Origin of the sequence: Gordonia aichiensis (assembly GCF_039946255.1) — a bacterium.
GTDB classification, from domain to species: Bacteria; Actinomycetota; Actinomycetes; order Mycobacteriales; family Mycobacteriaceae; genus Gordonia; species Gordonia aichiensis_A.
The window spans coordinates 50,027-75,011 of record NZ_JBCDWL010000006.1; the positions used below are offsets into that span (position 1 = coordinate 50,027).

The 24,985-nt window shown below is 68.9% G+C and carries 26 protein-coding genes; 9 read left to right on the forward strand and 17 right to left on the reverse strand.

Features of this window, described 5'->3' with window-relative positions:
* Nucleotides 1-185: 185 nt before the first annotated feature.
* Together AAFO60_RS08915 and AAFO60_RS08920 are read right to left on the reverse strand one after the other, a co-directional pair.
* Complete coding sequence (locus tag AAFO60_RS08915) at nt 186-929, reverse strand: hypothetical protein (protein WP_347955834.1); 744 nt, start codon at nt 927-929, stop codon at nt 186-188.
* 177 nt (nt 930-1,106) lie between these two features.
* On the reverse strand, nt 1,107-1,418 hold the full coding sequence (locus AAFO60_RS08920; protein WP_347955835.1) for a GlsB/YeaQ/YmgE family stress response membrane protein: 312 nt from the start codon (nt 1,416-1,418) through the stop codon (nt 1,107-1,109).
* 239 nt (nt 1,419-1,657) lie between these two features.
* Here AAFO60_RS08920 and AAFO60_RS08925 point away from each other — a divergent pair, with 239 nt between their 5' ends.
* Nucleotides 1,658-2,560, forward strand: coding sequence for an alpha/beta fold hydrolase (locus AAFO60_RS08925; protein WP_347955836.1), 903 nt, complete (start codon nt 1,658-1,660; stop codon nt 2,558-2,560).
* 118 nt (nt 2,561-2,678) lie between these two features.
* On the opposite strand, the gene AAFO60_RS08930 is transcribed toward AAFO60_RS08925, so the two are convergent.
* Nucleotides 2,679-4,175: a WS/DGAT/MGAT family O-acyltransferase gene (locus tag AAFO60_RS08930; protein ID WP_347955837.1), complete on the reverse strand. Its 1,497-nt coding sequence runs from the start codon at nt 4,173-4,175 to the stop codon at nt 2,679-2,681.
* A gap of 168 nt (nt 4,176-4,343) precedes the next feature.
* Between AAFO60_RS08930 and AAFO60_RS08935 the strand changes: the two genes are divergently transcribed.
* Both AAFO60_RS08935 and AAFO60_RS08940 read left to right on the forward strand, forming a co-directional pair.
* Nucleotides 4,344-4,976 carry a pyridoxamine 5'-phosphate oxidase family protein gene (locus AAFO60_RS08935; RefSeq protein WP_347955838.1) on the forward strand — a complete coding sequence of 211 codons (633 nt, stop codon included), beginning with the start codon at nt 4,344-4,346 and terminating at the stop codon, nt 4,974-4,976.
* 65 nt (nt 4,977-5,041) lie between these two features.
* Nucleotides 5,042-5,584: a CG0192-related protein gene (locus AAFO60_RS08940; protein WP_347955839.1), complete on the forward strand. Its 543-nt coding sequence runs from the start codon at nt 5,042-5,044 to the stop codon at nt 5,582-5,584.
* Nucleotides 5,585-5,657: 73 nt separating this feature from the next.
* Here the strand turns inward: AAFO60_RS08940 and AAFO60_RS08945 are convergent, their stop codons facing one another.
* Nucleotides 5,658-7,049 (reverse strand): glycine--tRNA ligase, encoded by a 1,392-nt coding sequence (locus AAFO60_RS08945; protein ID WP_347955840.1) that lies wholly within the window; start codon nt 7,047-7,049, stop codon nt 5,658-5,660.
* A 154-nt stretch (nt 7,050-7,203) separates the two neighbouring features.
* Nucleotides 7,204-7,710: a nitroreductase family deazaflavin-dependent oxidoreductase gene (locus AAFO60_RS08950; protein ID WP_347955841.1), complete on the reverse strand. Its 507-nt coding sequence runs from the start codon at nt 7,708-7,710 to the stop codon at nt 7,204-7,206.
* 42 nt (nt 7,711-7,752) lie between these two features.
* Here AAFO60_RS08950 and AAFO60_RS08955 point away from each other — a divergent pair, with 42 nt between their 5' ends.
* Complete coding sequence (locus AAFO60_RS08955) at nt 7,753-8,145, forward strand: ArsR/SmtB family transcription factor (RefSeq protein WP_347955842.1); 393 nt, start codon at nt 7,753-7,755, stop codon at nt 8,143-8,145.
* Nucleotides 8,142-8,570, forward strand: a complete 429-nt coding sequence (locus AAFO60_RS08960; protein WP_347955843.1) for a Fur family transcriptional regulator — start codon at nt 8,142-8,144, stop codon at nt 8,568-8,570. Before AAFO60_RS08955 ends, AAFO60_RS08960 begins: the two co-directional genes overlap by 4 nt.
* Before the next feature lie 48 nt (nt 8,571-8,618).
* Here the strand turns inward: AAFO60_RS08960 and AAFO60_RS08965 are convergent, their stop codons facing one another.
* A complete protein-coding gene (locus AAFO60_RS08965) occupies nt 8,619-9,473 on the reverse strand; it encodes a type IV toxin-antitoxin system AbiEi family antitoxin domain-containing protein (RefSeq protein ID WP_347955844.1) in 855 nt (284 codons plus the stop codon).
* Between the two features lie 101 nt (nt 9,474-9,574).
* Here AAFO60_RS08965 and AAFO60_RS08970 point away from each other — a divergent pair, with 101 nt between their 5' ends.
* Nucleotides 9,575-10,303: a Clp protease N-terminal domain-containing protein gene (locus AAFO60_RS08970; protein ID WP_347955845.1), complete on the forward strand. Its 729-nt coding sequence runs from the start codon at nt 9,575-9,577 to the stop codon at nt 10,301-10,303.
* Between the two features lies 1 nt (nt 10,304).
* Here the strand turns inward: AAFO60_RS08970 and AAFO60_RS08975 are convergent, their stop codons facing one another.
* Together AAFO60_RS08975 and recO are read right to left on the reverse strand one after the other, a co-directional pair.
* Nucleotides 10,305-11,105: an isoprenyl transferase gene (locus AAFO60_RS08975; RefSeq protein ID WP_347955846.1), complete on the reverse strand. Its 801-nt coding sequence runs from the start codon at nt 11,103-11,105 to the stop codon at nt 10,305-10,307.
* 13 nt (nt 11,106-11,118) lie between these two features.
* Complete coding sequence (gene recO / locus AAFO60_RS08980) at nt 11,119-11,946, reverse strand: DNA repair protein RecO (RefSeq protein ID WP_347955847.1); 828 nt, start codon at nt 11,944-11,946, stop codon at nt 11,119-11,121.
* Between the two features lie 101 nt (nt 11,947-12,047).
* Here recO and AAFO60_RS08985 point away from each other — a divergent pair, with 101 nt between their 5' ends.
* The gene (locus AAFO60_RS08985) at nt 12,048-12,932 is read left to right on the forward strand and encodes a hypothetical protein (RefSeq protein ID WP_347955848.1); all 885 of its coding nucleotides are present in this window, start codon (nt 12,048-12,050) and stop codon (nt 12,930-12,932) included.
* A 273-nt stretch (nt 12,933-13,205) separates the two neighbouring features.
* Here the strand turns inward: AAFO60_RS08985 and era are convergent, their stop codons facing one another.
* The 8 genes from era to hrcA all read right to left on the reverse strand — a co-directional run bounded on the left by era (nt 13,206) and on the right by hrcA (nt 21,003).
* A complete protein-coding gene (gene era, locus AAFO60_RS08990) occupies nt 13,206-14,102 on the reverse strand; it encodes a GTPase Era (protein ID WP_347955849.1) in 897 nt (298 codons plus the stop codon).
* Nucleotides 14,103-14,190: 88 nt separating this feature from the next.
* Nucleotides 14,191-15,516: a hemolysin family protein gene (locus AAFO60_RS08995; protein ID WP_347955850.1), complete on the reverse strand. Its 1,326-nt coding sequence runs from the start codon at nt 15,514-15,516 to the stop codon at nt 14,191-14,193.
* Nucleotides 15,517-15,520: 4 nt separating this feature from the next.
* Nucleotides 15,521-16,063, reverse strand: coding sequence for an rRNA maturation RNase YbeY (ybeY, locus tag AAFO60_RS09000; RefSeq protein ID WP_347955851.1), 543 nt, complete (start codon nt 16,061-16,063; stop codon nt 15,521-15,523).
* Nucleotides 16,060-17,145, reverse strand: a complete 1,086-nt coding sequence (locus AAFO60_RS09005; RefSeq protein ID WP_347955852.1) for a PhoH family protein — start codon at nt 17,143-17,145, stop codon at nt 16,060-16,062. The genes ybeY and AAFO60_RS09005 overlap by 4 nt, the downstream gene beginning before the upstream one ends.
* 98 nt (nt 17,146-17,243) lie before the next feature.
* Complete coding sequence (locus AAFO60_RS09010) at nt 17,244-18,002, reverse strand: alpha/beta hydrolase family protein (RefSeq protein WP_347955853.1); 759 nt, start codon at nt 18,000-18,002, stop codon at nt 17,244-17,246.
* A gap of 8 nt (nt 18,003-18,010) precedes the next feature.
* Complete coding sequence (locus AAFO60_RS09015) at nt 18,011-18,763, reverse strand: 16S rRNA (uracil(1498)-N(3))-methyltransferase (RefSeq protein ID WP_347955854.1); 753 nt, start codon at nt 18,761-18,763, stop codon at nt 18,011-18,013.
* A complete protein-coding gene (gene dnaJ, locus AAFO60_RS09020; protein ID WP_347955855.1) occupies nt 18,760-19,911 on the reverse strand; it encodes a molecular chaperone DnaJ in 1,152 nt (383 codons plus the stop codon). The genes AAFO60_RS09015 and dnaJ overlap by 4 nt, the downstream gene beginning before the upstream one ends.
* Nucleotides 19,912-19,944: 33 nt before the next feature.
* Nucleotides 19,945-21,003: a heat-inducible transcriptional repressor HrcA gene (gene hrcA, locus AAFO60_RS09025; protein WP_347955856.1), complete on the reverse strand. Its 1,059-nt coding sequence runs from the start codon at nt 21,001-21,003 to the stop codon at nt 19,945-19,947.
* Between the two features lie 60 nt (nt 21,004-21,063).
* Between hrcA and AAFO60_RS09030 the strand changes: the two genes are divergently transcribed.
* Nucleotides 21,064-21,483, forward strand: coding sequence for a type II toxin-antitoxin system VapB family antitoxin (locus AAFO60_RS09030; protein ID WP_347955857.1), 420 nt, complete (start codon nt 21,064-21,066; stop codon nt 21,481-21,483).
* Between the two features lie 214 nt (nt 21,484-21,697).
* Here AAFO60_RS09030 and hemW read toward each other — a convergent pair whose 3' ends face one another.
* Nucleotides 21,698-22,885, reverse strand: a complete 1,188-nt coding sequence (gene hemW / locus AAFO60_RS09035) for a radical SAM family heme chaperone HemW (RefSeq protein WP_347956006.1) — start codon at nt 22,883-22,885, stop codon at nt 21,698-21,700.
* A gap of 368 nt (nt 22,886-23,253) precedes the next feature.
* On the opposite strand from hemW, the gene AAFO60_RS09040 reads away from it, so the two are divergent.
* Entirely contained in the window at nt 23,254-24,978 is a 1,725-nt protein-coding gene (locus AAFO60_RS09040; RefSeq protein ID WP_347955858.1) for a nitrite/sulfite reductase, read from the forward strand.
* Nucleotides 24,979-24,985 lie beyond the last annotated feature (7 nt).

Sequence of the window (24,985 nt, forward strand, 5' to 3'; positions counted from 1 at the left end):
CGAGGTGCGACGTACTCGGCGACCGAGGCGTCAGCCACCGCGGCCGCTGTCAGGTACCGGCATCGGCCCCCGCCCGGATCACGGGCGAGGGCCGAACGCACATGAGAGGGTTTGCCCCGAGCGTCACTGTACTCGCGAGTAGCGGCAATCGCGCAAATGCGGCGGCTCGGGCGCGGGCGGATCCGCTACTTCGCGGTGGCGATCCCGAGCGACGGGAAGAAGTAGCAGGTGGCGTCACCCTTCTTGATGGTGCCGTAGATGGCCGACAGGACGGTGCCGGAGCCGGTCTCGACGATGCCGCCGCGGGCACCGTTGGTGGGCAGCGCGGCGAGCGACTTCTTCAGCGGGGCCACCGCCGCCCCGGCGACGATGCTGGGCACCCCCGACGCCGTCAGACGCTTGGCGACCGCGTCCAGGATGATGTCGGTGATTCCGCCCATCGGTTCGCCGAAGCCGCCGTCGAAGGTGTTGACGTTGAACCACGCCACGCGCATCCCCGACTTGTCCTTGGTGCCGGCGTCGTCGAAGGTCCCCACCGGGACGAAGCCGTACAGGACCTCGCCCTTGCGGACCGCGTTCAGATCGTAGGCCTTACCGAACGCCTTGAACGTCAGGTCGCCGACGCCCGGAGTCATCGGCCCCGGAATGGCTCCACCCAGCGCCGACGGGAAGGTGAAGTCGGTGCAGGCGCCCAGGGTCGGCGTGAACGGGGTGATCCCGAGCTTCTTCATGAGCGCATTCGCCGATTCGATGCCGTCGATCACCGACGCCGCCTGGGTCGGCTGCGGGGCGAGACCGTCGAGCGCCTGCTTGGCGGCGAGCGCTTCGGTGGTGGGCGCGGCGTGTGCGACCGGCGCCGTCGCCGCCCCGCCGAGGAGTGCCGCCGACGCGACGACGGCGGCGAGAGTCAGACGAAGTTTGCTGGTCATGTGTGACCTCCGGGACTGAAGTGACGGATGTGTTCGGTCCGAGTATCGGCCACCCCATCACCGGAAGCGAATGCTGAGACCTTCCTGAGGCCTAGTTGAGACCGACAAGGGAAGAGCGGCGGATTCCGGACCGATGTCCGGAATCCGCCGCTCTGGTACGCCGCCCGATTCGGGCTGTCAGGCGCCCGCCGAGCCGCCTTGCACCTTTCCGAGGATCCACAGGAGGATCACCGACCCGAGCACTGCGGTCAGCAGGGTGAACCACCAGCCGCCGGAGGCGGTGTCGAGGAAGAAGCTGAGGAGAAAACCGCCGATCAGCGCGCCGACGACGCCGACGACGATGTTCATCAGCAGCCCCGAGCCGCCGCCCTTGACGATCTTTCCGGCGATCCAACCCGCGATCGCCCCGATGACCAGATAACCGATCCAGCCGACGTTCGTCGTGGTCGTCGAACGGGCCAGGACTTCGCTTGCAACAACCAGATCCATTGACTCAACTCCCCTTCTCGTGTGCTGGTGATTTTCAGACTACGAGCCGACCGGAATCGACTGAACAGCCGACGTGAACCGTTATCGAGTCGTCACCGAACATCCCTCCGCGGCGATCGGACAATTCCACATGTCGCAAAATGTCGACTTACGCTCGGCTCCGCACGGCCGACGTGGCATAGTGACCGGTGAATGAAACATGTTCTAGTTCCCGCCCGGCGGGAGCGAAGGGATCACCGATGAATGCTGTCCAACGCGGACTCGGCACCCGGCTGCCGTCACGCGTCCGCCTTCCCGAGGTCGAGGTCCCCGAAGGTCGCCTCGTCACGCTCCCCGGCCGCGGCACCACCTATGTCACCGACACCCCGGGCCCGACCGACGACGCGCCCGCGATCATCCTGCTGCACGCACTCACGACCACCGGACTGCTCACCTGGTTCCCGAGCATTCCGGCGCTGTCGAAGAAGTACCGGGTCATCACCCTGGACCAGCGGTGGCACGGGCAGGGCATCCGCTCCGAGGAGTTCAGCCTCCGCGACTGCGCCGACGACGCCGTGGCCCTGCTCGACGTCCTGAACATCGACAAGGCCATGTTCGCCGGCTTCTCGATGGGTTCGCTGGTGGCCCAGCGGGTGTGGCGCCAGCACGCCGACCGGACCGGCGGCCTCCTGCTGTGCGCGACCACCGACCGATTCCAGATGACGCCGACCGAGCGCGTCTTCCACAACAGCATGGACACGATGATGTCGCGTCTGCCCGGACAGGGCTCGGCCCAGCGCGCCGGGAGGCTCCACGCCCGCGTCGATCCCGCCGTCGACATCAACCGCTGGGCGATCAACGAGTTCCGGTCCACTTCCCCGCTCGCCGTCAGCAAGGTGATCGGCGAGATCGGAAAGCATCACAGCAGGCCGTGGATCCGCGAGATCGACGTCCCTACGGCCGTCGTCGTCCCGCTCAAGGACAAGGCGATCCCGCCGGCCCGTCAGATCGCGATGGCCCGCCGCATCCCCGGCGCCACCCTGCACGAGGTCAACGCCGGCCACTCGTGCTGCGTGATGGACGCCGACAAGTTCGTCCCGGTCCTCATGCAGGCGAGCAACGTCGTCCTGGCGCGGTGGAAGGAACGCACGGTCACCGAGTAGGACGCGACTGCCGAACTCAACAGACTGCCGCGCTCAACAGACTGCCGAACTCAACAGCCAGACGAGGGCCGACCGCTGCTCCGCGGTCGGCCCTCGTCTTGTCGTACTCACCCGGGCATTACGGCACCTCTGAGGACGAGTCCTCGGTCCTGGCATCGTCGGCCGCAGATTCGTCGGCCGCAGATTCGTCGGCCGCGGACGCCTCCGCGTTCAACACCTCGACCTCGGCCTTGAGCCTGGCGAGCTCGGCCGGGAAGTGCCCGACCATCGTCTCGGGGTTCCGCACGCTGGCCTCGCTGGCGATGATGCCCACGTGCACGACGCCGTTGTTCGACAGCACCGTGATGTTGACGCCGGCGCCGTGGAAGACCGGCCCCAGCGGGTACATGCCGTCGATGCGGGCACCCATGAAGTACAGCGGGATGGGCGGGCCGGGAACGTTCGAGATCACCAGGTTGTGAACCACCGGATGCTTCTCGGCCAGCCGCAGGTCGGCGTAGGCGCGCACCGCCAGCCCGAAGGTCCGCGGTGCGGCGAATTCGGCCCAGTCCTGCAACGTGTCGGCCGGGATCGCCTTGTGATGCTCCTTGGCCTTCGCGTTGGCCTCGGTGATCTGCCGCAGGCGTTCGAGCGGATCCTCGACGTCGGTGCCCAGGTAGGCGAACAGCGCCGAGACCTTGTTGGCCCCGCCGTCGCGCTTCGACTCGCCGCGCACCGAGACCGGCACGCTCGCGAGCAGAGAGCCCTCGGGCAGCTCGTCGCGGTCGATGAGGTAGTCGCGCAGCGCGCCGCCCGCGATGCTCAGGACGATGTCGTTGACGGTCGCGCCGGTCGCTCGACGCACCGCCTTGATGTCCTCCAGATCCATGTCGGCCACCGCGATCGTGCGATCGCCGGTGATGGTGCCGTTGAACGACGTGCGCGGCGCGGTCAGCGGCGGCGCCATCGCGATGCCCTTGCGTGCGCGGCTGATCGTCTCGGTGATGAGTCCGACCGACGGACCGAGCATGCGCGGGATCGACAACGGGCGGGTCAGCGTGCTGAACACCCCGCGCCCGAACAGCTCGAGCGAACTCGGCGAGCTGCCGTCCATCGGGATCTCGTCGGTCGCCAGCGGCGGCGCATCCGGCTCCAGACTGCACAGGTAGGAGATGAGGTTGGCGCCCGACGCGCCGTCGACGGTGGCGTGGTGCATCTTGGTGAACACGACGAGCTTCTCGACGCCGGCCGCATCCTTGTATCCCTCGATGACGTACATCTCCCACAGCGGCCGCGCGCGGTTCATCGGCTGACCGGCGAGATGCCCGCAGATCTCCATCAGCTCCGCGTAGCCCGCCGGCTGCGGAAGCGCCATCCGGTGGAGGTGGTGATCGACTGCGAAGTGGTCGTCGGAGACCCACACCGGGTGTCCGAGATCGAGCGGAACCCGCCGGATCTTACGCGTGAACTGCGGCACCTTCCGCACCCGCGCGTCGAGCGTGGCACGAAACTCCGCAAACGAGTATCCCCCCGGCATCGTCGACTGATCGAGGACCATCACCGAACACACGTGCATCAGCTGCGCGGGTGTCTCCAAATACAGAAAGCTGGCATCCAGGCCGCTCAATCGCTCCATGAGCACCAAGGATAGCGGAGGAATTAGAACTTGTTCTACTTTTGCGAAGCGACGTGAATCACGCTGTGGCGGCCGTTGTCGACCGTCCATGAAAGCCTCGATACGGCATGGGATTTCGCGCAATTCGAGACGTTCGAGACAGGGTCGTCTCATCGTTACCCTGGATCTGTGGGACATCGCTATCAGCACATCGCATTCGGAGAGGCCGCCCTGGCACGGCAGCGGACCGCGGGCAGCATCGTCGCCTACGGCGCCGGACTCGAGACCCCGGACGAGGGACCCCAGGAGATCACCTCGCGCGAGCGGCGGATGCTCACCGACGCCTTCGCCTTCCATCTGGCGACCGTCACCCCGAGCGGCTGGCCGTACGTGCAGTACCGCAGCGGTCCCCGCGGATTCGTGCACCACCTCGGCGGCAGCCGGTTCGGGTTCGCCGACTTCCGGGGCAACCAGCAGTTCGTCTCGGTCGGCAATCTCGAGGCCGACGACCGCGTCGCGCTGTTCGTCGCCGACTATCCGCGCAAGCTCCGGCTCAAGGTGTTCGGCCGCGCGACCGTCGTCGACGCCGACGACGACCCCGCTCTGCTGGCGCAGTTGACGACGGTGGACACGGGCAGGATCGCGGCTCGTTGCGAGCGCAGCATCGTCATCGACGTCGAGGCCTTCGACTGGAACTGCTCCCGCAGCATCGTCCCCCAGTACACCGAGGATCAGGTGCGCGAGCGCGTCGCGCCGTACGTGGAACAGATCCACCGCCTGCAGGACGAGGTCGCCGCACTGAAACGAGAGCTGAACCGGTAGCGGCCGCGCCTCCGGGCCGCCGCAACCGCGAGCGAGTCCGCGGTGCGGGACACTATGGTCATCGCATGGCACTTCTGCATCAGGCGACGCTGTCGCCGACCAAACTCGAACTCGTGACCGCCTACCTCGACGGGCAGCCGTGGGGCGGGACCGGCGACGTGGAGATGATCGGCGGCTACCGCTTCGACGACCCCGCGGGCGAGGTCGGCGTCGAATCGCTGCTGGTCTCCCGCGACGACCGCGTCCTGCAGGTCCCGGTCACCTACCGCGGCGCACCGCTGCCCGGCGCCGACGAATACCTGATCACCACGATGTCTCATTCGGCGCTCGGCGACCGCTGGGTGTACGAGGCAGCCGCCGACCCGGTCGCCGTCGACTGCTTCGTCCGCGCCCTGCGCGGGCAGGTCGCCCAGGCCGCGCTCGAGGTGCGCAACGCCGACGGCACCGTGGCGCCGGTCGACTCGCCCGTGCGCCTGCAGTTGGAGGGCGAAGCCGGTGACGCGAGCGCGCTGACCTTCAGCGACGACCTCGCCGCGCCGGCCTCCGGCAACGCACGCTTGATCGCGGTGTGGGAGGGCGGAAGCGGCGTCGTCGCCGCACTCCGGTAGCGCAGACAGAGATCTCGGTGCCTTCGCGGTTCGCAATGAACCGTGAAGGCACCGAGATCTCTACGCAGTCGGGTCAGACGCCGATCAGCTTGCCGCCGAGGTACTCGACGACCTTGTCCAGCGCCACTCGCTCCTGGCTCATCGTGTCGCGCTCGCGAATGGTGACCGCCTGGTCATCGAGGGTGTCGAAGTCGACGGTCACGCAGAACGGGGTGCCGATCTCGTCCTGACGGCGGTAGCGCTTGCCGATGCCCTGCGCGTCGTCGAACTCGACGTTCCAGTGCTTGCGGAGCTCGTCCGCGAGATCCTTGGCCTTGGGCGAGAGCTTCTCGTTGCGTGAGAGCGGCAGCACGGCGGCCTTGACCGGCGCGAGGCGGCGATCGAGCTTGAGCATGGTGCGGGTGTCGGTGCCGCCCTTGGCGTTCGGCACCTCCTCCTCGGTGTATGCGTCGCACAGGAAGGCCATCATCGAGCGGCCCAGACCGGCGGCCGGCTCGATCACGTACGGCGTGTAACGCTCACCGGAGGCCTGATCGAAGTACGACAGGTCCTCGCCGGAGGCCTTGCTGTGGGTCGACAGGTCGTAGTCGGTGCGGTTGGCGACACCCTCCAGCTCACCCCACGGGCTGCCGCTGAAGCCGAACTTGTACTCCACGTCGACGGTGCTCTTCGAGTAGTGCGAGAGCTTCTCCTGCGGGTGCTCGTACAGGCGCAGGTTCTCCGGGTCGATGCCGAGGTCGACGTACCAGTTGAACCGGGCGTCCAACCAGTACTTGTGCCATTCCTCGTCCTCACCGGGCTTGACGAAGAACTCCATCTCCATCTGCTCGAACTCGCGGGTGCGGAAGATGAAGTTGCCCGGCGTGATCTCGTTGCGGAAGCTCTTGCCGATCTGCGCGATGCCGAAGGGCGGCTTGCGCCGCGCGGTGGTCATCACGTTCTTGAAGTTGATGAAGATGCCCTGCGCGGTCTCCGGACGGAGGTAGTGCAGGCCCTCCTGGTCGTCGACCGGGCCGAGGAAGGTCTTGAGCAGCCCGGAGAAGGCCTTGGGCTCGGTCCACTGGCCCTTGACGCCGCACTCGGGGCAGGCGATCTCCGACATCGGCACCGAGTCCGGGTCGTCGATCCCCTTCTTCAGCGCGTACGCCTCCTGCAGGTGATCCTGCCGCTGACGCTTGTGGCAGTTGGTGCACTCGATCAGCGGGTCGGTGAAGACGTCGACGTGACCGGACGCCTCCCACACGCGGCGGGGCAGGATCACCGACGAGTCGAGGCCGACGACGTCGTCGCGCGAGGTCACCATGGTGCGCCACCACTGACGCTTGATGTTGTCCTTCAGCTCGACGCCGAGCGGTCCGTAGTCCCATGCGGAACGCGTTCCGCCGTAGATCTCACCGCAGGGATAAACCAGACCTCGCCGCTTGGCGAGGTTGACGACGGCATCGACTTTGGACTGCACAGCCACGGTGTTCTGATCTCCACGACGTAGGGGGTTCGGGCGTAGGTGGGTCAAGCGTGTCGAGGTGCGCCACGGTCGTCGCACACCTCTTGGTACAGGGTAGTCGGTGCGCGCCGGGGCGCGCCTGCCGCCCGCGGATCAGCAGCGACGCGGACCTCGCTCACGCGAGCTGCACCTCCAGATACGGGATGTCCTGGATCGAGCGGCCGGTGGCCTCCTCGATCACCTGCGCGAGACTCGCGTACGCCTTCGCATGCTCACGCCGGTAGCGTTCCAGGACCTCGGAGGCCTCCGCGGCGTCGAGAACCCGGGCGACGGCCGGCCGGTTCCGGATCCGGCCGATCCACACTCGGCAGTGCGGCTCGGCCAGCAGATTCCGGTACCACTGCGCCTTCTCGCCGAATCCCGACGCGATGACGACCCGGTCGGCGGTCGGGCGCTCGACGGTCTCGAGTGCGACGAAGCGCGGGCGCCCCGACTTACGTCCGGTGTGCTGCAGCAGCATCAATCGGCCGCCGAACAGGGGCCCCAGCCCGGCACGCATCATCGGAATCGGAAGTCGCACCAACCAGCGCGTCCGCAGAATCCGGGCGCCGACACCGCTCATGCCTTCGACGGTACGCGCAGTAGCGCCGCCGACGACCGGCCCGAGATAAATGAAAATCACTTCCCATAGGATGGGTGTCGCAGTCGAGCAGAAGGAGCCGTGATGACCCAGTCGGTGACCCCGTCGTCGTTGATCGCCGATCGACCGTCACACGAGGCGGCCAGCGAACTGCTGCGGGCACTCGCCTCCCCCGCGCGGGTGTCGATCGTGATGGCGCTGCGCGATCGTCCCATGTGCGTCCACGAGCTGGTCGACGCGCTCGACCTGCATCAACCGCAGGTGAGCCAGCACCTGCGCGTGCTGAAGCGATCGGGAGTGGTGATCGGCAGCAGGCGGGGCCGCGAAGTGGAGTACTCGCTGGCCGACGATCACGTGGCGCACATCGTCGTGGACGCGGTCATCCACGCGACCGAGCATCGGCCGGACGCTGCTCCCCCGGCCTCACCGTCCGGCGCCCGGCACGCCCCCGACCGTCACGGAGGAGATCACCGATGACCGGACCGCTGAAGAAGCCGGTCACCGGCCAGCGCGCGACGAAGCAGCGCGCCGCGATCGCCGACCTGCTCGCCGACACCGACGACTTCCTGTCGGCGCAGCAGTTGCACGACCGGCTGCGCGAACGCGGCGAGTCGATCGGTCTGACCACCGTCTACCGGAATCTGCAGGCCCTGACCGAGGCCGACCAGATCGACGCCATCTGGGACGGGTCCGGCGAGACCCGCTATCGGCACTGTTCCACCGGACACCACCATCACCTGGTCTGCCGCGAATGCGGCACCACCGTCGAGATCACCGCCGACAAGGTGGAGCGCTGGGCGAGCAGCGTCGCGTCTGAGAACGGCTTCTCCGACATCTCCCACACGGTGGAGATCTTCGGTTTGTGCGCGGACTGCGCCGTGCGAACTGAAACGTCCCCGTGACGGCGACTGCCGGACTATTTGTCCGACAGTCGGCTTGAGGGGGACGTTTCAGTCACCAGTCTCGCGGCCGACCGCTGCTCGGGCCCGGCGGCTGCGGATCCGGTGCCTGCCTTCGCCGGTGAAAGCTCGCACGTCTTGGACCACCTCGTCCCATTCGGGCCCGATCACGTGGCGGTATGCCAACCGCATGGACTCCCAGCCACCGATCAGCGACTTCCGGTCACGGACATAGTCGTTGCTGCGGTCCTTCTCGCCGGAATGAAAGCGCGCGCCGTCGCACTCGATCAGTAGCTTGCCGATACGGAGGTCGGCGTGCCCGCGGTAGATCCGATAATCGACCGCGGGTTGGACCACGACGTGGAAGCCGAGCGCGCGCAGCCGGACCCGGACGATGCTCTCGGTTCCCGACTGCGCGCGGCCGTCGGTCTTGTCGAGCAGCGCGTCGACCGTCACGCCGCCGTACGGCGCGATCAGAGCGCGCAACTCCTCGCGGTCCACCCCGCTCAGATTCAAGTACGAATCAGCGGCGGCGACCCAGTCCTCGGCCGACATGCACCGGGCGGCGCACGCCAGGGCGAAGACGACCGGGTCGACCGCGCTGGAGGTCGGTCCGGGGCGCCCTCGGACCGGAGTGCAGCCGGCGAGCCGACCCGGTCCCCGCATCGTCTTGCTGCGCCTGATGTGCAGATCGGGATATCCGGGCGGAATCCACAGCCCGTGCAGCCGGAGCGCCGACACGCATCCCAGGACCCCGCCGCTGCGCACCGCGGCCGCGACGTCGGGATCGTGCATGCGAAGGGCATACCACCCCCGACGCAGCAGGACCAGGTCGCCGGCGGCGACGGCCCGGCGCAGGGACGCGTCGTCGTAGCCGAGCGCCATCAGTTCCCGTCGCGTGAGCACCCCGTGTTCCCCCATACCCGTTTAGACGCGCACCGACGATTATCGGTTCCATCGTCAACCAAGGGTTGACGATCAGCCATGCGTCAACCTATCGTTGACGCATGGCTGATCACACCCCCTCCATCCGGCTCGACGACCTCATCGACGCGATCAAGAAGGTGCACGACGATCCGCTCGAACAACTCTCCGACGCGGTGCTCGCCGCCGACCACCTCGGCGACGTCGCCGATCATCTGATCGGGCACTTCGTCGACCAAGCCCGCCGCACCGGTGCGTCATGGACGCAGATCGGCACCAGCATGGGCGTCAGCAAACAGGCCGTACAGAAGCGCTTCACGCCGAAGGACCCCGGAACGGCCGACAGCCTGGACCCGAGCCAGGGCTTCAACCAGTTCACTCCGCGGGCCCGGAAGGTCGCGGCTGCGGCGCACACGATCGCTCGCGAACACGGCGCCGCCGAAGTGACTCCGGCCCACCTCATCCTCGGCATGCTGGAGGACCGCTCGTCCCTGGCGATCACCCTGCTGGCACAGTTGGGGACCGACCTCGACGCGCTGACCCGAGACGTCACCGCGTCCCTGCCCGCGCCGTCGGCCCAGGCTCCCGACCTCGTCCCCTACGACGCCGCCGCACGAAAGGTCCTCGAGTTGACCTTCCGACAGGCGCTGCGCCTCGGCCACAGTTACATCGGCACCGAACACGTCCTGCTCGCCCTCCTCGAGGACGAGGGCGGCACCGGCCCGCTCGCCGACGCGCACGTCGAGAGCGACGCCTTCGAGTCCGCACTGGCCGCGACGCTCGCGCAGTTCTCGACGGTGTCGGGCGACTGAGTCAGGCGCTGCCGAACCGGCGGTCGCGCTTGGCGTACTCGAGGCAGGCTGCCCAGAGGTCGCGGCGGTCGAAGTCGGGGAACAGCTTCTCCTGGTACACCATCTCGGCGTAGGCGCTCTGCCAGAGCAGGAAGTTCGACAACCGCTGTTCGCCCGACGGCCGCAGGAACAGGTCGACGTCGGGCATGTCGGGTTCGTCGAGGTACTTGGCGAAGCTCGCCTCGGTGATGCGCTCGGGGTCGATCTCACCGCGCGCGGCGCGCCGGGCGATCTCCCGTGCGGCGTCGGCGATCTCTGCGCGACCGCCGTAGTTGACGCACATGGTCAGCGTCATCACCGTGTTGTTCTTGGTGAGTTCCTCGGCCGTCTCGAGTTCAGTGATGACGCTGCGCCACAGCTTCGGTCGGCGCCCGGCCCAGCGGACCCGGACCCCCATCTCGTTCATCTCATCGCGACGACGGCGGATCACGTCGCGGTTGAAGCCCATGAGGAACTTGACCTCCTCGGGGCTGCGCGACCAGTTCTCGGTGGAGAAGGCATACGCGGACAGGTGCGTCACGCCCATCTCGATGCAGCCGCAGACACTGTCCATCAGGACGGCCTCGCCGCGCTTGTGCCCCTCGGTGCGGGGCAGTCCGCGCTCCTGCGCCCACCGGCCGTTGCCGTCCATCACCAGGGCGATGTGCTTGGGCACCAGTTCAGCGGGGATCTCCGGCGGGGTGGCGCCGGAGGGATGGGGATCCGGCGGTCGTACCGTCGTCGGTGCGGGTGCCGGCTTCGCGCGGCGGGTGAGACGAGCCATCAGCTCCGGCCTTTCATGCGGTTTCAGCGACCTTCTGGTGCGGTCCGTCGGCAGGTCCGCGCGGGTCGGCGACGATGTCGTCAGCAGGTTGCTCGACCAGCCTATGCGGCGTCTGTCGTTCGATCAGCGGCAAGGTCCGCAGCTGTCGTTCCAGATGCCATTGCAGGTGGGCGGCGGTGAGGCCGGTGGCCTGTCGTCGTTGCGAGTCGGAGGCCCGGGCCACGTGCTCCCATTCCCCGCGCGCGAGCGCGTCCATCAGGTCGAGGACCCCGACCGACGGCGTCGCCGCGCCCGCGGGACGACAGTAGACGCACACCGCGCCGCCGGCCGCCACGTGGAAGGCCCGATGCGGCCCCGGCCGCGCGCACCGCGCGCACACCGACAACGCGGGCATCCAGCCGGCCGACGACATCGCTCGCAGGAGGAAGGCGTCGAGGATCAGCTGTCGTTCCCGACCGTCGTCGGCCAGGGCCTGCAGCGCGCCGACGGTGAGGCGGTGCAGGTGCGGCGCCGGGGCGCGCTCCTCGCCGGCCAGGCGTTCGGCGGTCTCGAGAACCGCGCACGCGGTGGTGTACCGACCGTAGTCTGCGACGATGGCGTCGCTGAAGGCGTGCAGGCTGTCGACCTGCGTGATGACGTCGAGGTTGCGCCCCGGATAGAAGTGCACGTCGACGTGGGCGAAGGGCTCCAGACGAGCGCCGAACTTCGACCTGGTGCGCCGCACGCCCTTGGCCACCGCGCGCACGAGCCCGTGCTCTGCGGTCAGGAAGGTGATGATGCGGTCGGCCTCGCCCAGCTTGTGCTGGCGCAGCACCACTGCCTCATCCCGGTAGAACCTCACCGACCCATTGTCGCACCCGCCTCCGACACACCCCAGCCGATAGGCGCGGACGCCGTGATCGCGCCTACGCTCGATGTCACCGGCGGTGAAGGAGGAAGTCGATGACCGAACTGCTCGCTCTCGGGCTCGCGACGCGCACGATCTTTCGGGTCGACGTCGCCCGCGGCCACGCCAAGGTGCTCGTCAAAGACACCGCGTACTCCCCCGACGGCGTGGTCCTGATCGACGGCACCGTCTACTGGACGACGATGGGTCGGCCCGAACGCCTCGCCGGAGTCGACGGCGAAGCGGCCTTCGACTATTCGGCGCCCACCGGCGGGCTGCACGCGATCGGCATCGACGGCACCGGCCGACGCGATCTGCTGCCCGCGGGCACCATCACCAGTGGCAAACAGCTCGCCACCGACCATCGCGGCCGTCTGTTCTGGGGCGACCGCGAGGGCCGACGGGTCTCGTCGTGCCGGCTCGACGGTTCCGGCTACGCCGACATCGTGGTCAATCCGCCGGCCGCCGACGGCACAGCCGAATGCGTGGGCGTCGCCGTCGACGCCGAGCACGTGTACTGGACGCAGAAGGGGCCGCCGAAAGGCGGGCTGGGCCGGATCTTCCGCGCGCGGCGCACGATGCCGGCCGGGCAGACGCCCGACGCGCGTACCGATGTCGAAGAGCTGTGGAGCGGTCTGCCCGAGCCGATCGACCTGGAGGTGGTCGACGGGATGCTGTACTGGACCGACCGCGGTGCCGAACCGGACGGCAACACGCTCAACCGGGCACCGATCCCCGCCCGCGGCGAACGCGGGAGTCCGCCGGAGATCCTGGCCCGCGGACTGCGGGAGGCCATCGGGCTGGCCGTCGACCGGTCCACCGGGCTGACCTACGTGTCCGACCTGGGCGGGACGATCGTCGCCGTGGCCCTGGACGGCACCGGTGACCGGGTCGTCGCCGATCTCGGACAGATGGTGACGGGGATCGCGCTGGTGCGGTGAGCGGAGGTCTCGCCATCGTCTCGATGCGCTCCTCCGCTTCGCTCCCCCGCTTACTCGACAACCCCGGGAACCGGCACCTCCTCAGGCTGGTCGAGTAGCCACCGAGCGCAGCGAGGCGGCGTATCGAGACCCCCGCACCATCGTCTCGATGCGCTCCTCCGCTCCGCTCCCCCGCTTACTCGACAACCCTGGGAACCGGCACCCTCCCCAGGCTGGTCGAGTAGCCACCGAGCGCAGCGAGGCGGCGTATCGAGACCCCCGGACCCGGTGAACTCAGAAGCCCAGGCGGCCGAGCTGCTTCGGGTCGCGCTGCCAGTCCTTGGCGACCTTCACGTGCAGGTCGAGGTAGATCTTGGTTCCGAGGAGGCGCTCGATCTGGGCGCGGGCGACGGTGCCGACGTGCTTGAGGCGCGAGCCCTTGTGCCCGATGATGATGCCCTTCTGCGAGTCACGCTCCACGTAGAGGATGGCGTGGACGTCGACGATCTCGGAGTCCTCGCGCGGGATCACCTCTTCGATGACGACGGCCAGCGAGTGCGGGAGTTCGTCGCGGATGCCTTCGAGGGCGGCCTCCCGGATGAACTCGGCCATGAGCACCTGCTCGGGCTCGTCGGTCAGTTCACCGTCCGGATAGAACGCCGGACCCTCCTCGCACAGCGAGACCAGGACGTCGCCGAGCACGTCGAGCTGCTTGCCCGACTTCGCCGAGCAGGGCACCACTTCGGCGTCGGGCCCCATCAACTTCGACAACGCCAGCAGCTGGGTCGCGACCTTCTCCGGACCGACGCGGTCGATCTTGGTGACGATGCCGACCTTGCGGGTCCGCGGGGTGGTCGCGTTGATCTCCTCGATGATGCGGCGGTCGCCGGGGCCGATGGCCTCGTCGGCGGGGATGCAGACGCAGATGACGTCGACGTCGGCGTACGTCTCCCGGACCAGGTCGTTGAGCCGCTGCCCCAGCAGCGTCCGCGGGCGGTGCAGACCGGGGGTGTCGACGAGGATCAGCTGGGCGTCGGGTCGATTGACGATTCCGCGGATGGTGTGACGCGTGGTCTGCGGTCGGTTGGAGGTGATGGCGACCTTGTCGCCGACGAGCGCGTTGGTGAGCGTCGACTTGCCGGTGTTGGGTCGGCCGACGAAACACACGAAACCGGAACGGAACTCGGACACTGATCAATTCTCCTTCAGAGGGCCGGCGAGATCGGTGACGAACACCGCGGCAGCCGGGGAAACTTCATGGTGCGGGGCGCGTCGCCCGTCACCGTTCATCGGCGGACTCCTCGGCGGCACCCGCGGCGGCCGCGGCCTTCTTCGACCGGCGCACCACGACGGAGGTGATGCGCTGGCGGCCGAGCCGGTTCGGCCCGCCCTCGGCCGTCATCCGCAGCCCGTCGACCTTCACCTTGGCGCCAGGCAGCGGCACTCGGCCCAGCCGCAGGGCCAACAGTCCGCCGACGGTGTCGACGTCGTCGAGATCCAGGTCGATCTCGACGTCGAACAGCTCCGCCAGATCCTCCACCGGCAGCCGCGACGAGACCCGGTACACGTCGTCGCCCAATTGCTCGATGGGCGCCACCTCGTCGACGTCGTACTCGTCGGAGATCTCGCCGACGATCTCCTCCAGCACGTCCTCGATGGTGACCAGTCCGGCGATGCCGCCGTACTCGTCTACCAGCAGTGCCATGTGATTGCGGTTGGCCTGCATGTCCGAGAGCACGTCGTCGAGCGGTTTGGAGTCGGGCACGAACTCGGGCGCCCGCATCACCTCGTCGACGCCGACCCCGCGCGCGGCTCCCGACAACTGCGGCAGCAGACGTTCGACGACGTCTTTGAGATAGACGACGCCGAGCACGTCGTCGGGGTTCTCGCCGATCACCGGGATCCGCGAATGGCCCGACCGGACGGCCAGACTCATCGCCTGCGCCGCCGACTTGTCGTGCTCGATCCACACCATCTCCGGGCGCGGGACCATCACCGCGCGGGCGTCGGTGTCGCCGAATTCGAAGACCGACTGGATCATTCGGCGCTCGTCGTCATCGACGACCCCGCGCTCCTGCGCCATGTCGACCACCTCGCGCACCTCGACCTCGGTGGCGAAGGGCCCGTTGCGGTAGCCCTTGCCGGGAGTCAACGCGTTACCGGTGAGGATCAGCAGACGGGTCACCGGCCGCAGCAGGACGCCGACGGCCGACAGCAGCGGCCCGGCCACGAGCGAGATCGAGTACGCGTTCTGCCTGCCGAGGGTGCGGGGGCCGACGCCGACCGCGACGTACGACACAACGGTCATCGCGACGATCGCGACCGCGAGTCCCCAACCGGAGCCGAGAGCGTCGACCGCTACCACCGACACCAGCGCGGTCGCCGCGATCTCGCACAGCACGCGCAGCAGCACGGCCAGCCCGACGTAGGTGGCCCGGTGCTCCAGCACGGCCAGCAGGCGTCGAGCCCCGACGCGCCCCTCCTTGCGGAGGTCTTCCACGCGGGCCACCGACACGGTCGCCAATGCGGTGTCGGTGGCGGCGAAGGCACCGGCGAGGGCGGTCAGCAGCACCGCGACGGCGAGCAGGACGATGTCGCTGCTCACCTGGTCAGTGTCCTTCGCGGCCGGAGAAGCCGATGTCGTTCAGCAGGCGGGTGTCGCGCTGAGCCTGCGCAAGCAGACGCGTCCGGTCGTCGCGCGCGGAGTACCAGTCGGTGATGATCTGGCCCTGCAGCCCGAACATCTCACGCTCCTCCTCGGGTTCGGCGTGATCGAAACCGAGCAGGTGCAGCACGCCATGCACGGTCAGGACCGCCAGCTCGTGCTCGAAGCTGTGCCGCTGCGAGCGGGCCTGCTCGGCGGCGAACTCGGGGCACAGCACGATGTCGCCGAGCATCGCCGGACCCGGATCGTCGGCATCGGGCCGACCGCCGGGGGTCAGCTCGTCCATGGGGAAGCTCATCACGTCGGTCGGGCCTGGCAGATCCATCCACTGCATGTGCAGTTCGGCCATCGACTCCGAGTCGATCAGCTGGATCGACAGTTCGGCGCCGGGATGGACCTCCATGCGCCGCATCGCGAACCGGGCGGCCTCGATGATCAGTTGCTCGGGCACGTCGACGCCCGACTCGTTGAACAGTTCGATGCTCATCGTCCCCGACCTCCGCCCGAGGTGCGCATGCCTTCGCGGCGCTGCGCGCGGTTGCCGCCGTAATCGTCGCTGCGCCCGTGGTCGCTGCGCCGCACCCGCTGCTCCTCGGCCTTGCCGTACGCGTCGACGATGTCGGCGACCAGCCGGTGTCGGACGACGTCGGTGCTGGTCAGGTGCGCGAAGTGGATGTCGTCGATGCCGTCGAGGATGCGGGCCGCCGCCCGCAGTCCCGACTGCGCGCCCCCGGGCAGGTCGACCTGCGTGGTGTCGCCGGTGACGACGATCTTGGCGCCGAAGCCCAACCGGGTCAGGAACATCTTCATCTGCTCGCCGGTGGTGTTCTGCGCCTCGTCGAGGATGATGAACGCGTCGTTCAGCGTGCGGCCGCGCATGTAGGCCAGCGGAGCCACCTCGATCACCCCGGCCTCCATCAGCTTCGGGATCGCCTCCGGGTCCATCATGTCGTGCAGGGCGTCGTACAGCGGCCGCAGGTACGGGTCGATCTTCTGGTGCAGCGTGCCGGGCAGGAAGCCGAGCCGTTCGCCCGCTTCGACCGCCGGGCGGGTCAGAATGATGCGGCTGACCTCCTTGGCCTGCAGCGCCTGCACGGCCTTGGCCATCGCCAGATAGGTCTTTCCGGTGCCGGCGGGACCGAGGCCGAAGACGATGGTGTTGGCGTCGATCGCGTCGACGTAGCGCTTCTGGTTGAGTGTCTTGGGCCGGATCACCTTCCCGCGGCGGGACAGGATGTCGAGGCTGAGCACGTCGGCGGGCGTCTCGGACTTGTCCGAGGCCAGGATCGACAGGCTCTGCCGCACCAGATCGGGCGTCAGGGCGGTGCCGCCGCGGACCACGCGGACCAGTTCGACGATCACCCGCTCGGAGGCCGCCACATCGGGCGACGAACCGCGCAGGGTGATCCGGTTTCCGCGCACATGGATGTCGGCCGGGAGCTGGGTTTCGAGGGTGCGGAGATTGACGTCGGCCGCACCCAGCAGACCCACCGCCAGATCTTGCGGCACCTCGATGGTCGAACTCGTCACCGCGGCGGCTGTAGTCGCGTCGCGGTCGTCGTCAGTCACTTAAGCAGTTCTCCCGGGGTCGGTGGTCGTTTGCGGAGTTCTCTCGAGTCTATAGCCGGGCGCGACGGGGTGCGACCGGGTAATCCCGCGTGAGCGGCTCAGATCCCGAGGACACGAAGGGTCTGTCGGTGTGCGGCGCTGCGCGGGTCGACGAAGGCGTCGTGCCCGCCGGTCGGCACCTCGTAGAGGGCCACGCGCTGGCCGCGGGCGCCGGCGACCTCGACGTAGTGGCGGCTCATCTCGATCGGCACCGACTGGTCGTCGACGGTGTGAACGGCCGCGACCAGTGCGTCGAAGGGCTCCTGGCAGGCCGGCGACGCCGCGGCGTACCGGTCGGGCGCCTCGTCGTAGGCGGCGCCCATGAGTGCCCGGACCGACGGGCGGTCGGCGGCGCCGACGGTGAAGTCGAGGACGGCGGACTGCGCGACGACGGTCGCGATGGTGAAACCGCCTGCCGCGGCGCCGAGGCGGGCGGTCGCCCAGACGGCGAGTTGGCCGCCCGCCGAATGTCCGACCACGGCCGTATGGTGACGGTCGACCTCGATTCCGGCGATCGCGAGTTGCTCGGCGACGGGACCGTCGAGCGCGCCGATCGCGGCGACCACGTCGCGGCCGGTCCCCGGCCAGCCGCCGCCGTCCTCTTCGACGCGGCGGTACTCGATGTTCCAGACGGCCACGCCGCGCCGCGCGAGGTCGAGAGCGACGGAGGTGTAGACGACGAGGGTGTACTCGGTGGACCAGTACCCGCCGTGCACCAGCACGACGAGCGGGACGCAGTCGGTCGGCGCCACGTCGGGCAGGTACAGGTGGCCGTAGTTGCTGGGGTGATCGCCGTATTGGATCTTCTTGCGCCGCAACGATCTTCCTATCGCGACCAGCGGTCGGTGACGGCGCCGAGCGCGCCGAGCGCCACCGCACCGGCGGCGACGGTGCGCAGGACCTCGGGCCCCAGGACCACCGGCCGGCCGCCGAGGGCGGTCAGGTCGGCGATCTCGGCCGGGTCGAGGCCGCCTTCGGGTCCGATCACGAAGACCACCTCGGGGGCGTCGGAGAAGTCGAGCGAGCGGAAGGGCACCGCGCCGTCCTCGTGCAGCAGTGCGACGATGCCGCCGTCTGCGCGCACGCGAGCGACGAGGTCGCGCACCCCCGTCGTGCCGGTCAGGTCGGCGACCTCGGGGATCCACGCTCGCCGAGCCTGCTTGGCGGCGGTCGCCGCGGCGGTGCGCCACTTGTCGACGCCCTTGGCGGCCTTGGCTCCGCTCCAGCGGGCGATGCTGCGGGCCGACTGCCACGGCACGATCACGTCGACCCCGGCCTCGGTCATCAGGTCGACGGCGAGTTCGGCGCGCTCGGTTTTCGGCAGCGCCTGCACGATCGTCACGACCGGCCGCCGGCGCGCGGCGAACTCGACGCGCCCGGCCCGGACGGTGAGTCGGTCCTTGCCCGCGACGTCGGTCACCTCGCACGCGGCGGTGGTGCCGCGCCCGTCGCCGAGCAAGACGGTCTCGCCGACGCCGATCCGGGTGACGGTGACCGCATGCCTGCCCTCGGGTCCGGAGACGACCGCGTGCTCACCGGCTCGCGGCACCTCGTCGACCCAGAACAGCGGCGGCGTCATCGACCGGCGAAGGCGTTGCGCAGCTTGGAGAACAGTCCGCCGGCACCGGCAGCCTTGGAGGCCGCGGTCACCAGCTCCACCTGATCGCCGGAGACCTCGCGCAGGTCGCGGAGCAGATCGGCCTGGCGACCGTCGATCTTGCGCGGCACCACCACTTCCAGGTGGGCGTGCAGGTCGCCGCGCACCCCGGAGTTCAGGTGCGGCAGCCCCTGCCCGCGGACGCGGACGACGGTGCCGGGCTGCGTGCCCGGCTCGACGGTGACGGTGGCGCTGCCGCCGAGCACGGTGTCGACGGTGATCTCGGTTCCGAGCGCGGCGTCGATCATCGGGACCCGGACCGTGCAGTGCAGGTCGTCGCCGTCGCGGACGAAGACGTCGTCGGCGGCTTCGGAGATCTCGACGTAGAGGTCGCCGGCCGGGCCGCCGCCGGGGCCGACCTCGCCCTGACCGGCCAGCCGCACCCGCATGCCGTTCTGGACGCCCGCGGGGATCTTGACGGTCATGGTGCGGCGCGAGCGGACACGGCCGTCGCCGCCGCACTTGAGGCACGGATCGGGGATGGTCTCGCCGACGCCGCGGCACTCCGGGCATTCGCGGACGGTCATCACCTGGCCGAGGAAGGAGCGCTGCACGGCCTGGATCTCGCCCGCACCCTTACAGGTGCCGCAGGTGACCGGCTTGGAGTTGTCGCGCGTGCCACCGCCCTTGCAGGTGTCGCACAGGACCGCGGTGTCGACGGTGATCTCCTTGCGCGCCCCGGCCGCGATCTCCTCGAGGGTCAGCCGGACGCCGACCAGCGCGGGTTCGCCCGGTCGCACGCGCCCCCGGGGGCCGCGCCCGCCGCCGAAGCCGCCGCCCGCGCCGCCGAAGAAGGTCTGGAAGATGTCGCCGAGACCGCCGTTTCCGAACGGGTCGCCGCCGAAGCCGCCGCCCGGGCCGGCCAGCGGGTCGCCGCCAGCGTCGACGATGCGACGCTTCTCCGGATCGGACAGCACCTCGTAAGCGGTCGTGACCTCTTTGAACTGCTCCTCGGCGTCCGGGTTGACGTCGGGATGCAGTTCGCGCGCCAACTTGCGGTACGCGCGCTTGATCTCCTGGTCCGACGCACCCGCGGCCACGCCGAGAATGCCGTAATAATCACGAGCCACAGTGAAAACGATCCTTCACGATTAAGACATCAACTAACGGTCGGCGAGCACTTCGCCGACGTACTTCGCAACAGCCGCCACCGAGGCGATTGTTCCCGGGTAGTCCATCCTGGTGGGACCGACCACGCCGACACTGCCGAAAACGGTGCCCGATGCACCGTACCCGGTCGAGACCACGGAGGTGCTCCGCAGGTTCTCGGTGTTGGTCTCCTCACCGATCTGCACCGTGACCGTCCCGGTGCGCTGGGTGTGTGCCAGCAGCTTGAGGACGACGACCTGCTCCTCGAGCGCGTCCAGGACGATGTCCATGCCACCGAGGTTGGGCGAGAAGTCGGCGGCCGACCGCGCCAAGTTGCTGGTCCCGCCCAGTACGAGTCGGTCGTCGCCGCGTTCGACGAGGGTCTCGACCAGCACCGTGGCGATGGTGACGACCGTGTCGCGCAGGTCGGCCGGGGCCTCGGTCGCCAACTCCGCGACCGCCGCCGACGCCTCCTCGAGCCGCTGCCCGTCGAGCGCGATCGAGAACATGTCGCGCACCGCCGCCAGGTCCTGCTCGCCGATCTCCTGGGAGAGTGCGACCATCCGCTGCTCCACCCGCCCGGTGTCGGTGATGACCACCAGCAGCAGTCGGCTGGGGGTCAGCGCGACGACTTCCAGGTGCCGCACGCGGGCCGTCGACAGGACCGGGTACTGGATGACGGCGACCTGCCGGGTGAGTTGAGCGAGGAGCTTGACCGACCGCCGCAGCACGTCGTCGAGGTCGACGCCGTTGTCGAGGACCGACAGGATGGCACGACGTTCGGCGGCCGAGAGCGGCTTGATCTCGCTGATCCGGTCGACGAACAGGCGGTAGCCCTTGTCGGTCGGGATTCGGCCGGAACTGGTGTGCGGCTGCGCGATGTACCCTTCGGCTTCCAGGACGGCCATGTCGTTGCGGACCGTCGCACTGGAAACGCCCAGCTGGTGGCGTTCGACGAGTGCCTTCGAGCCGATGGGCTCCTGCGTGTCGACGTAGTCGGTGACGATGGCCCGGAGGATCTCGAAACGCCTGTCATCTGTCGACGACGACAACTCGACACCTCCTGATCCCATGATTCTGCCTAGAGTGGATAGCACCATTCTACGAAATCGAGGCAGAGGTATGGGACGGCGATGATCTTCAAGGGCGTGCGGGAGGGTCGGCCCTATGCCGATCACGGTCTCACACCCCGCGAATGGGCCCGGATTCCGCCGCGTCAGTTCCGCCTCGACCAGCTCACGACCGTCACCACGGTGCTCGCCCTCGACAAGCTCCTGTCGGAGGACTCGACCTTCTACGGCGATCTGTTCGCGCACGTCGTGAAGTTCGAGGGCAGCCTGTACCTGGAGGACGGCCTGCACCGCGCCGTCCGCTCGGCGCTGCGGAATCGGATCATCATCCACGCCCGCCTGCTCGACCTCGACGAACGGCCGGTTCCCGAGGCGGCCGGGCCCGCACCGCGCGCCGAGTCGGCGGTCGAGACGACCCTGCCGATCGCCCGCCCCGTGCATCCGAGCCGGCGACGCGGCGGCGCGCACCGGCTGCCGGAGTAGGTTCGGCGGAGCCCTGCGTCAGGCCGCGACGCGACGCAGCGGGTTGAGCAGCATCGGCAGACGCGGCCAGGATCGTCGCCGAGGAGCCCGTGGATCATCGCGCGGGTCGGCGCGAGGTCGGCCGTCACAGGTATCGCACCCCTTTCGTTCTGCGCACCTGGTCGCGACCGGGTGCGCAGAACGAAAGGGGTGCGATCGCAACAGAAGTGGTGCGTCAGTCGACGAGGAGATCGCGGGTGATGCCGTCGGCGAGGAGACGACCCGCGTCGGTCAGGACGTAGGCCGGGCCCGACTCGGTGTCGGCGACGACGCGCAGCAGGCCCCGCTCCACCACCGCGTCGGCGCGCCGACGTTCGGTCCCGGTCAGCTCCGCGGCGGGCAGACCGTCGCGCAGGCGCAGGCGCAGCATCACCGTCTCGGTGTGCCGATCCTGCGCGGTCAGCAGCTCCTGCCCGCCGATCGGCAGCGATCCGCCGCCGAGCGACGCCGAGTAGGTGGCCGGATGCTTCTGGTTCCACCAGCGGACGCCGCCCACGTGCGAGTGCGCGCCGGGGCCGATCCCCCACCAGTCGTCACTGCGCCAGTAGGCCTCGTTGTGCCGACACACCGACTCCGACGCGGGCAGTCCGGCAGCGTCCGCGCGCGCCCAGTTCGACACCTCATACCAGGTCATCCCTGCGCCGGTCAGGCGGGTGTCGATCATCTCGTAGCGGGCGGCGAGGACGTCGTCGTCGGGCATCGGCACCTCGCCCCGACGAACCTTGCGGGCGAAGGCGGTGCCGTCCTCGACGATGAGCGCGTACGCGGAGACATGGTCGACCGGCACCGACAACACGGCGTCGAGCGAGGCGTGCAGATCCTCGTCCCGCTCCCCCGGCGTCCCATAGATCAGATCCAGGTTCAGATGCTCGAAGCCGGCGGCGGCCGCCTCACGGGCGGCCTCGAGCGCCCGACCCGGCGTATGCGTGCGCTCCAGGACCGCCAGGACGTGCCGGGCCGCCGACTGCATGCCGAGAGAGATCCGAGTGAAGCCGGCCTCGCGCAGCGCGGCGAAGAACTCCGGCGAGGTGGACTCGGGGTTCGACTCGGTGGTCACCTCCGCGCCCGGCGCGAGGGTGAACGAGTTGCGGACGGCGCCGAGCACGTCGGACAGCCCGTCGCCGCCCAGCAACGACGGGGTGCCGCCGCCGACGAAGATCGTCGAGACCGGACGCCGCCCGGGCAGCATGGCGGCCGCCAGATCGAGTTCGGCGCGGACCCCCTCCAGCCAGCTCTGCGGCGACGACGAGCTGCCCAGCTCGCCCGCGGTGTAGGTGTTGAAATCGCAGTACCCGCAGCGTGTCGCACAGAACGGGACATGGATGTACAGGCTCAGCGGCCGCGCCTGATCGGCGGTCGCCAGAGCCGCGACGGCGTCGTCGGAGAAGGGTTCGGGCGAGCGTCGATCTATCACACATCCATGATGACTCACGAACTGTCAAGGGTATTAATCTCACGGTGAGGAAAAATAAGCGCAAGTAGACGGCCCGCACCGTTCCATGGCACGATGAGCCTCGTGACTTCCTCCGGAGTGTGGCTCGCGCAGCGGCGACACATTGACCTCAAGCGCATCTGCAGCGCTTCCTGTCGGCGTCTGCCGACGACCCGGCCGTAACGGCCGCGGGCCCGCCTTCCTCAGGCGGGTGCTCCCCGGACGGGAGATCTCGTCACACCTGATTTCAGCCCAAATCATCGTGCTGTGACGTGTGCGCAGCATGCTCAGGAGTATTGATGACGCTCACCCCGCCCCAGTCCAGCGACGCGCCCGTCGAGGCTGCTCCGGCACCGCGCAAGCGGGCCCGCCCGGCCAAGCGCAAGACCGAAGCCCAGTGGGCGCTCGGCTACCGCGAACCACAGAATCCGGTGGAACAATTCAAGAAGGACGACCACCCGCTCAACGTGCGCCAGCGGATCATCGACCTGTACTCCGAGCTCGGCCACGACTCGATCGAGGCCAACGACCTGCGCGGCCGGTTCCGGTGGATGGGTCTGTACACGCAGCGCAGCGAGGGGTACGACGGCACGTTCACCGGCGACGAGAACGCCGACCTGCTGGAATCGCCGTACTTCATGATGCGGGTGCGCGCCGACGGCCAGATCCTCGATCTGGATCGGCTGCGGACCATCGCGGGCATCTCCAAGGACTTCGCTCGCGACACCCTTGACATCACCAACCGCCAGAACTTCCAGTACCACTGGATCGAGATCGAGAACGTCCCCGAGATCTGGCGGCGCCTCGAGCAGGTCGGCATGCAGACCACCTCGGCCTGCGGCGACTGCCCGCGCGGCATGCTCGGCTCCCCGCTGGCCGGCCTGGCCGTCGACGAGGTCCTCGACGCCAGCCCCGCGCTCGACGAGATCGTCCGCCGTTACATCGGCGACCCCGAGTACGCGAATCTGCCGCGCAAGTACAAGACGTCGGTGTCGGGTCTGCAGGATCTGCCGCACGAGATCAACGACATCGCCTTCGTCGGCGTCAACCATCCCGAGCACGGTCCGGGCCTGGACCTGTGGGTCGGCGGCGGACTGTCGACGGTGCCGCACTTCTCGCAGCGCCTGGGCGCCTGGGTCCCGCTCGACGAGGTCCCCGACGTGTGGGAGGCCGTCACCAAGCTCTTCCGCGACTACGGCTACCGCCGTCTGCGCAGCAAGAACCGCTTCAAGTTCCTGGTCAAGGACCTGGGTCCGGAGAAGATCCGCGAGATCCTCGAGACCGAGTACCTGGGTCGCGAGCTGATCGACGGTCCCGCGCCCGAGCCGGTCACCAAGGTCCGCGACCACGTCGGCGTCCAGAAGCTCAAAAACGGCCTGTACGCCGTCGGCGCCGCACCGGTCTCGGGCCGCGTGTCGGGCACCCTGCTCGAGCGCTTCGCCGATGCCGTCGAACGGGCCGGTGCCACCGAAGTCCGCACCACGCCGTACCAGAAGCTGATCGTGCTCAACGTCGCCGAGGACAAGGTGGACCAGCTGGTCGCCGAGCTCGACGAGATGGGCCTGCCGACCAACCCGACTCCGTGGCGTCGCGGCATCATGACCTGCACCGGCCTGGAGTACTGCAAGCTCGCCTTCGTCGAGACCCGACGCCGCGCCATCGCGCTGCTGCCGGAGCTCGAGGAGCGCCTGGCCGACCTGAACTCGCAGCTCGACGTGCCGGTGACCGTGCACCTGAACGGCTGCCCCAACTCGTGCGCCCGCATCCAGACCGCCGACATCGGCTTCAAGGGGCAGCTCATCGAGCAGCCCGACGGCAGCAAGGCCGAGGGTTTCCAGGTCCACCTGGGCGGCAGCCTCGGCGCCGACCTCGGGTTGGGCCGCAAGGTCCGCCAGCACAAGGTGCTCTCCTCCGAGCTCGGCGACTACATCGAACGCGTGGTGCGCAACTACATCGCGCAGCGCAGCGAGAACGAACGTTTCGCCCAGTGGGTGGCCCGCGCCGACGATGCGGACCTGCAGTGAGAGGGCG

What these genes read in the sequence shown, in the direction of transcription:
- AAFO60_RS08915 (WP_347955834.1), bottom strand. Translation starts at nt 929, where the DNA reads ATGACCAGCAAACTTCGTCTGACTCTCGCCGCCGTCGTCGCGTCGGCG.
- AAFO60_RS08920 (WP_347955835.1), bottom strand. Translation starts at nt 1,418, where the DNA reads ATGGATCTGGTTGTTGCAAGCGAAGTCCTGGCCCGTTCGACGACCACG.
- AAFO60_RS08925 (WP_347955836.1), top strand. Translation starts at nt 1,658, where the DNA reads ATGAATGCTGTCCAACGCGGACTCGGCACCCGGCTGCCGTCACGCGTC.
- AAFO60_RS08930 (WP_347955837.1), bottom strand. Translation starts at nt 4,175, where the DNA reads ATGGAGCGATTGAGCGGCCTGGATGCCAGCTTTCTGTATTTGGAGACA.
- AAFO60_RS08940 (WP_347955839.1), top strand. Translation starts at nt 5,042, where the DNA reads ATGGCACTTCTGCATCAGGCGACGCTGTCGCCGACCAAACTCGAACTC.
- AAFO60_RS08955 (WP_347955842.1), top strand. Translation starts at nt 7,753, where the DNA reads ATGACCCAGTCGGTGACCCCGTCGTCGTTGATCGCCGATCGACCGTCA.
- AAFO60_RS08960 (WP_347955843.1), top strand. Translation starts at nt 8,142, where the DNA reads ATGACCGGACCGCTGAAGAAGCCGGTCACCGGCCAGCGCGCGACGAAG.
- AAFO60_RS08970 (WP_347955845.1), top strand. Translation starts at nt 9,575, where the DNA reads ATGGCTGATCACACCCCCTCCATCCGGCTCGACGACCTCATCGACGCG.
- AAFO60_RS08975 (WP_347955846.1), bottom strand. Translation starts at nt 11,105, where the DNA reads ATGGCTCGTCTCACCCGCCGCGCGAAGCCGGCACCCGCACCGACGACG.
- AAFO60_RS08985 (WP_347955848.1), top strand. Translation starts at nt 12,048, where the DNA reads ATGACCGAACTGCTCGCTCTCGGGCTCGCGACGCGCACGATCTTTCGG.
- ybeY (WP_347955851.1), bottom strand. Translation starts at nt 16,063, where the DNA reads ATGAGCATCGAACTGTTCAACGAGTCGGGCGTCGACGTGCCCGAGCAA.
- AAFO60_RS09015 (WP_347955854.1), bottom strand. Translation starts at nt 18,763, where the DNA reads ATGACGCCGCCGCTGTTCTGGGTCGACGAGGTGCCGCGAGCCGGTGAG.
- hrcA (WP_347955856.1), bottom strand. Translation starts at nt 21,003, where the DNA reads ATGGGATCAGGAGGTGTCGAGTTGTCGTCGTCGACAGATGACAGGCGT.
- AAFO60_RS09030 (WP_347955857.1), top strand. Translation starts at nt 21,064, where the DNA reads ATGATCTTCAAGGGCGTGCGGGAGGGTCGGCCCTATGCCGATCACGGT.
- AAFO60_RS09040 (WP_347955858.1), top strand. Translation starts at nt 23,254, where the DNA reads ATGACGCTCACCCCGCCCCAGTCCAGCGACGCGCCCGTCGAGGCTGCT.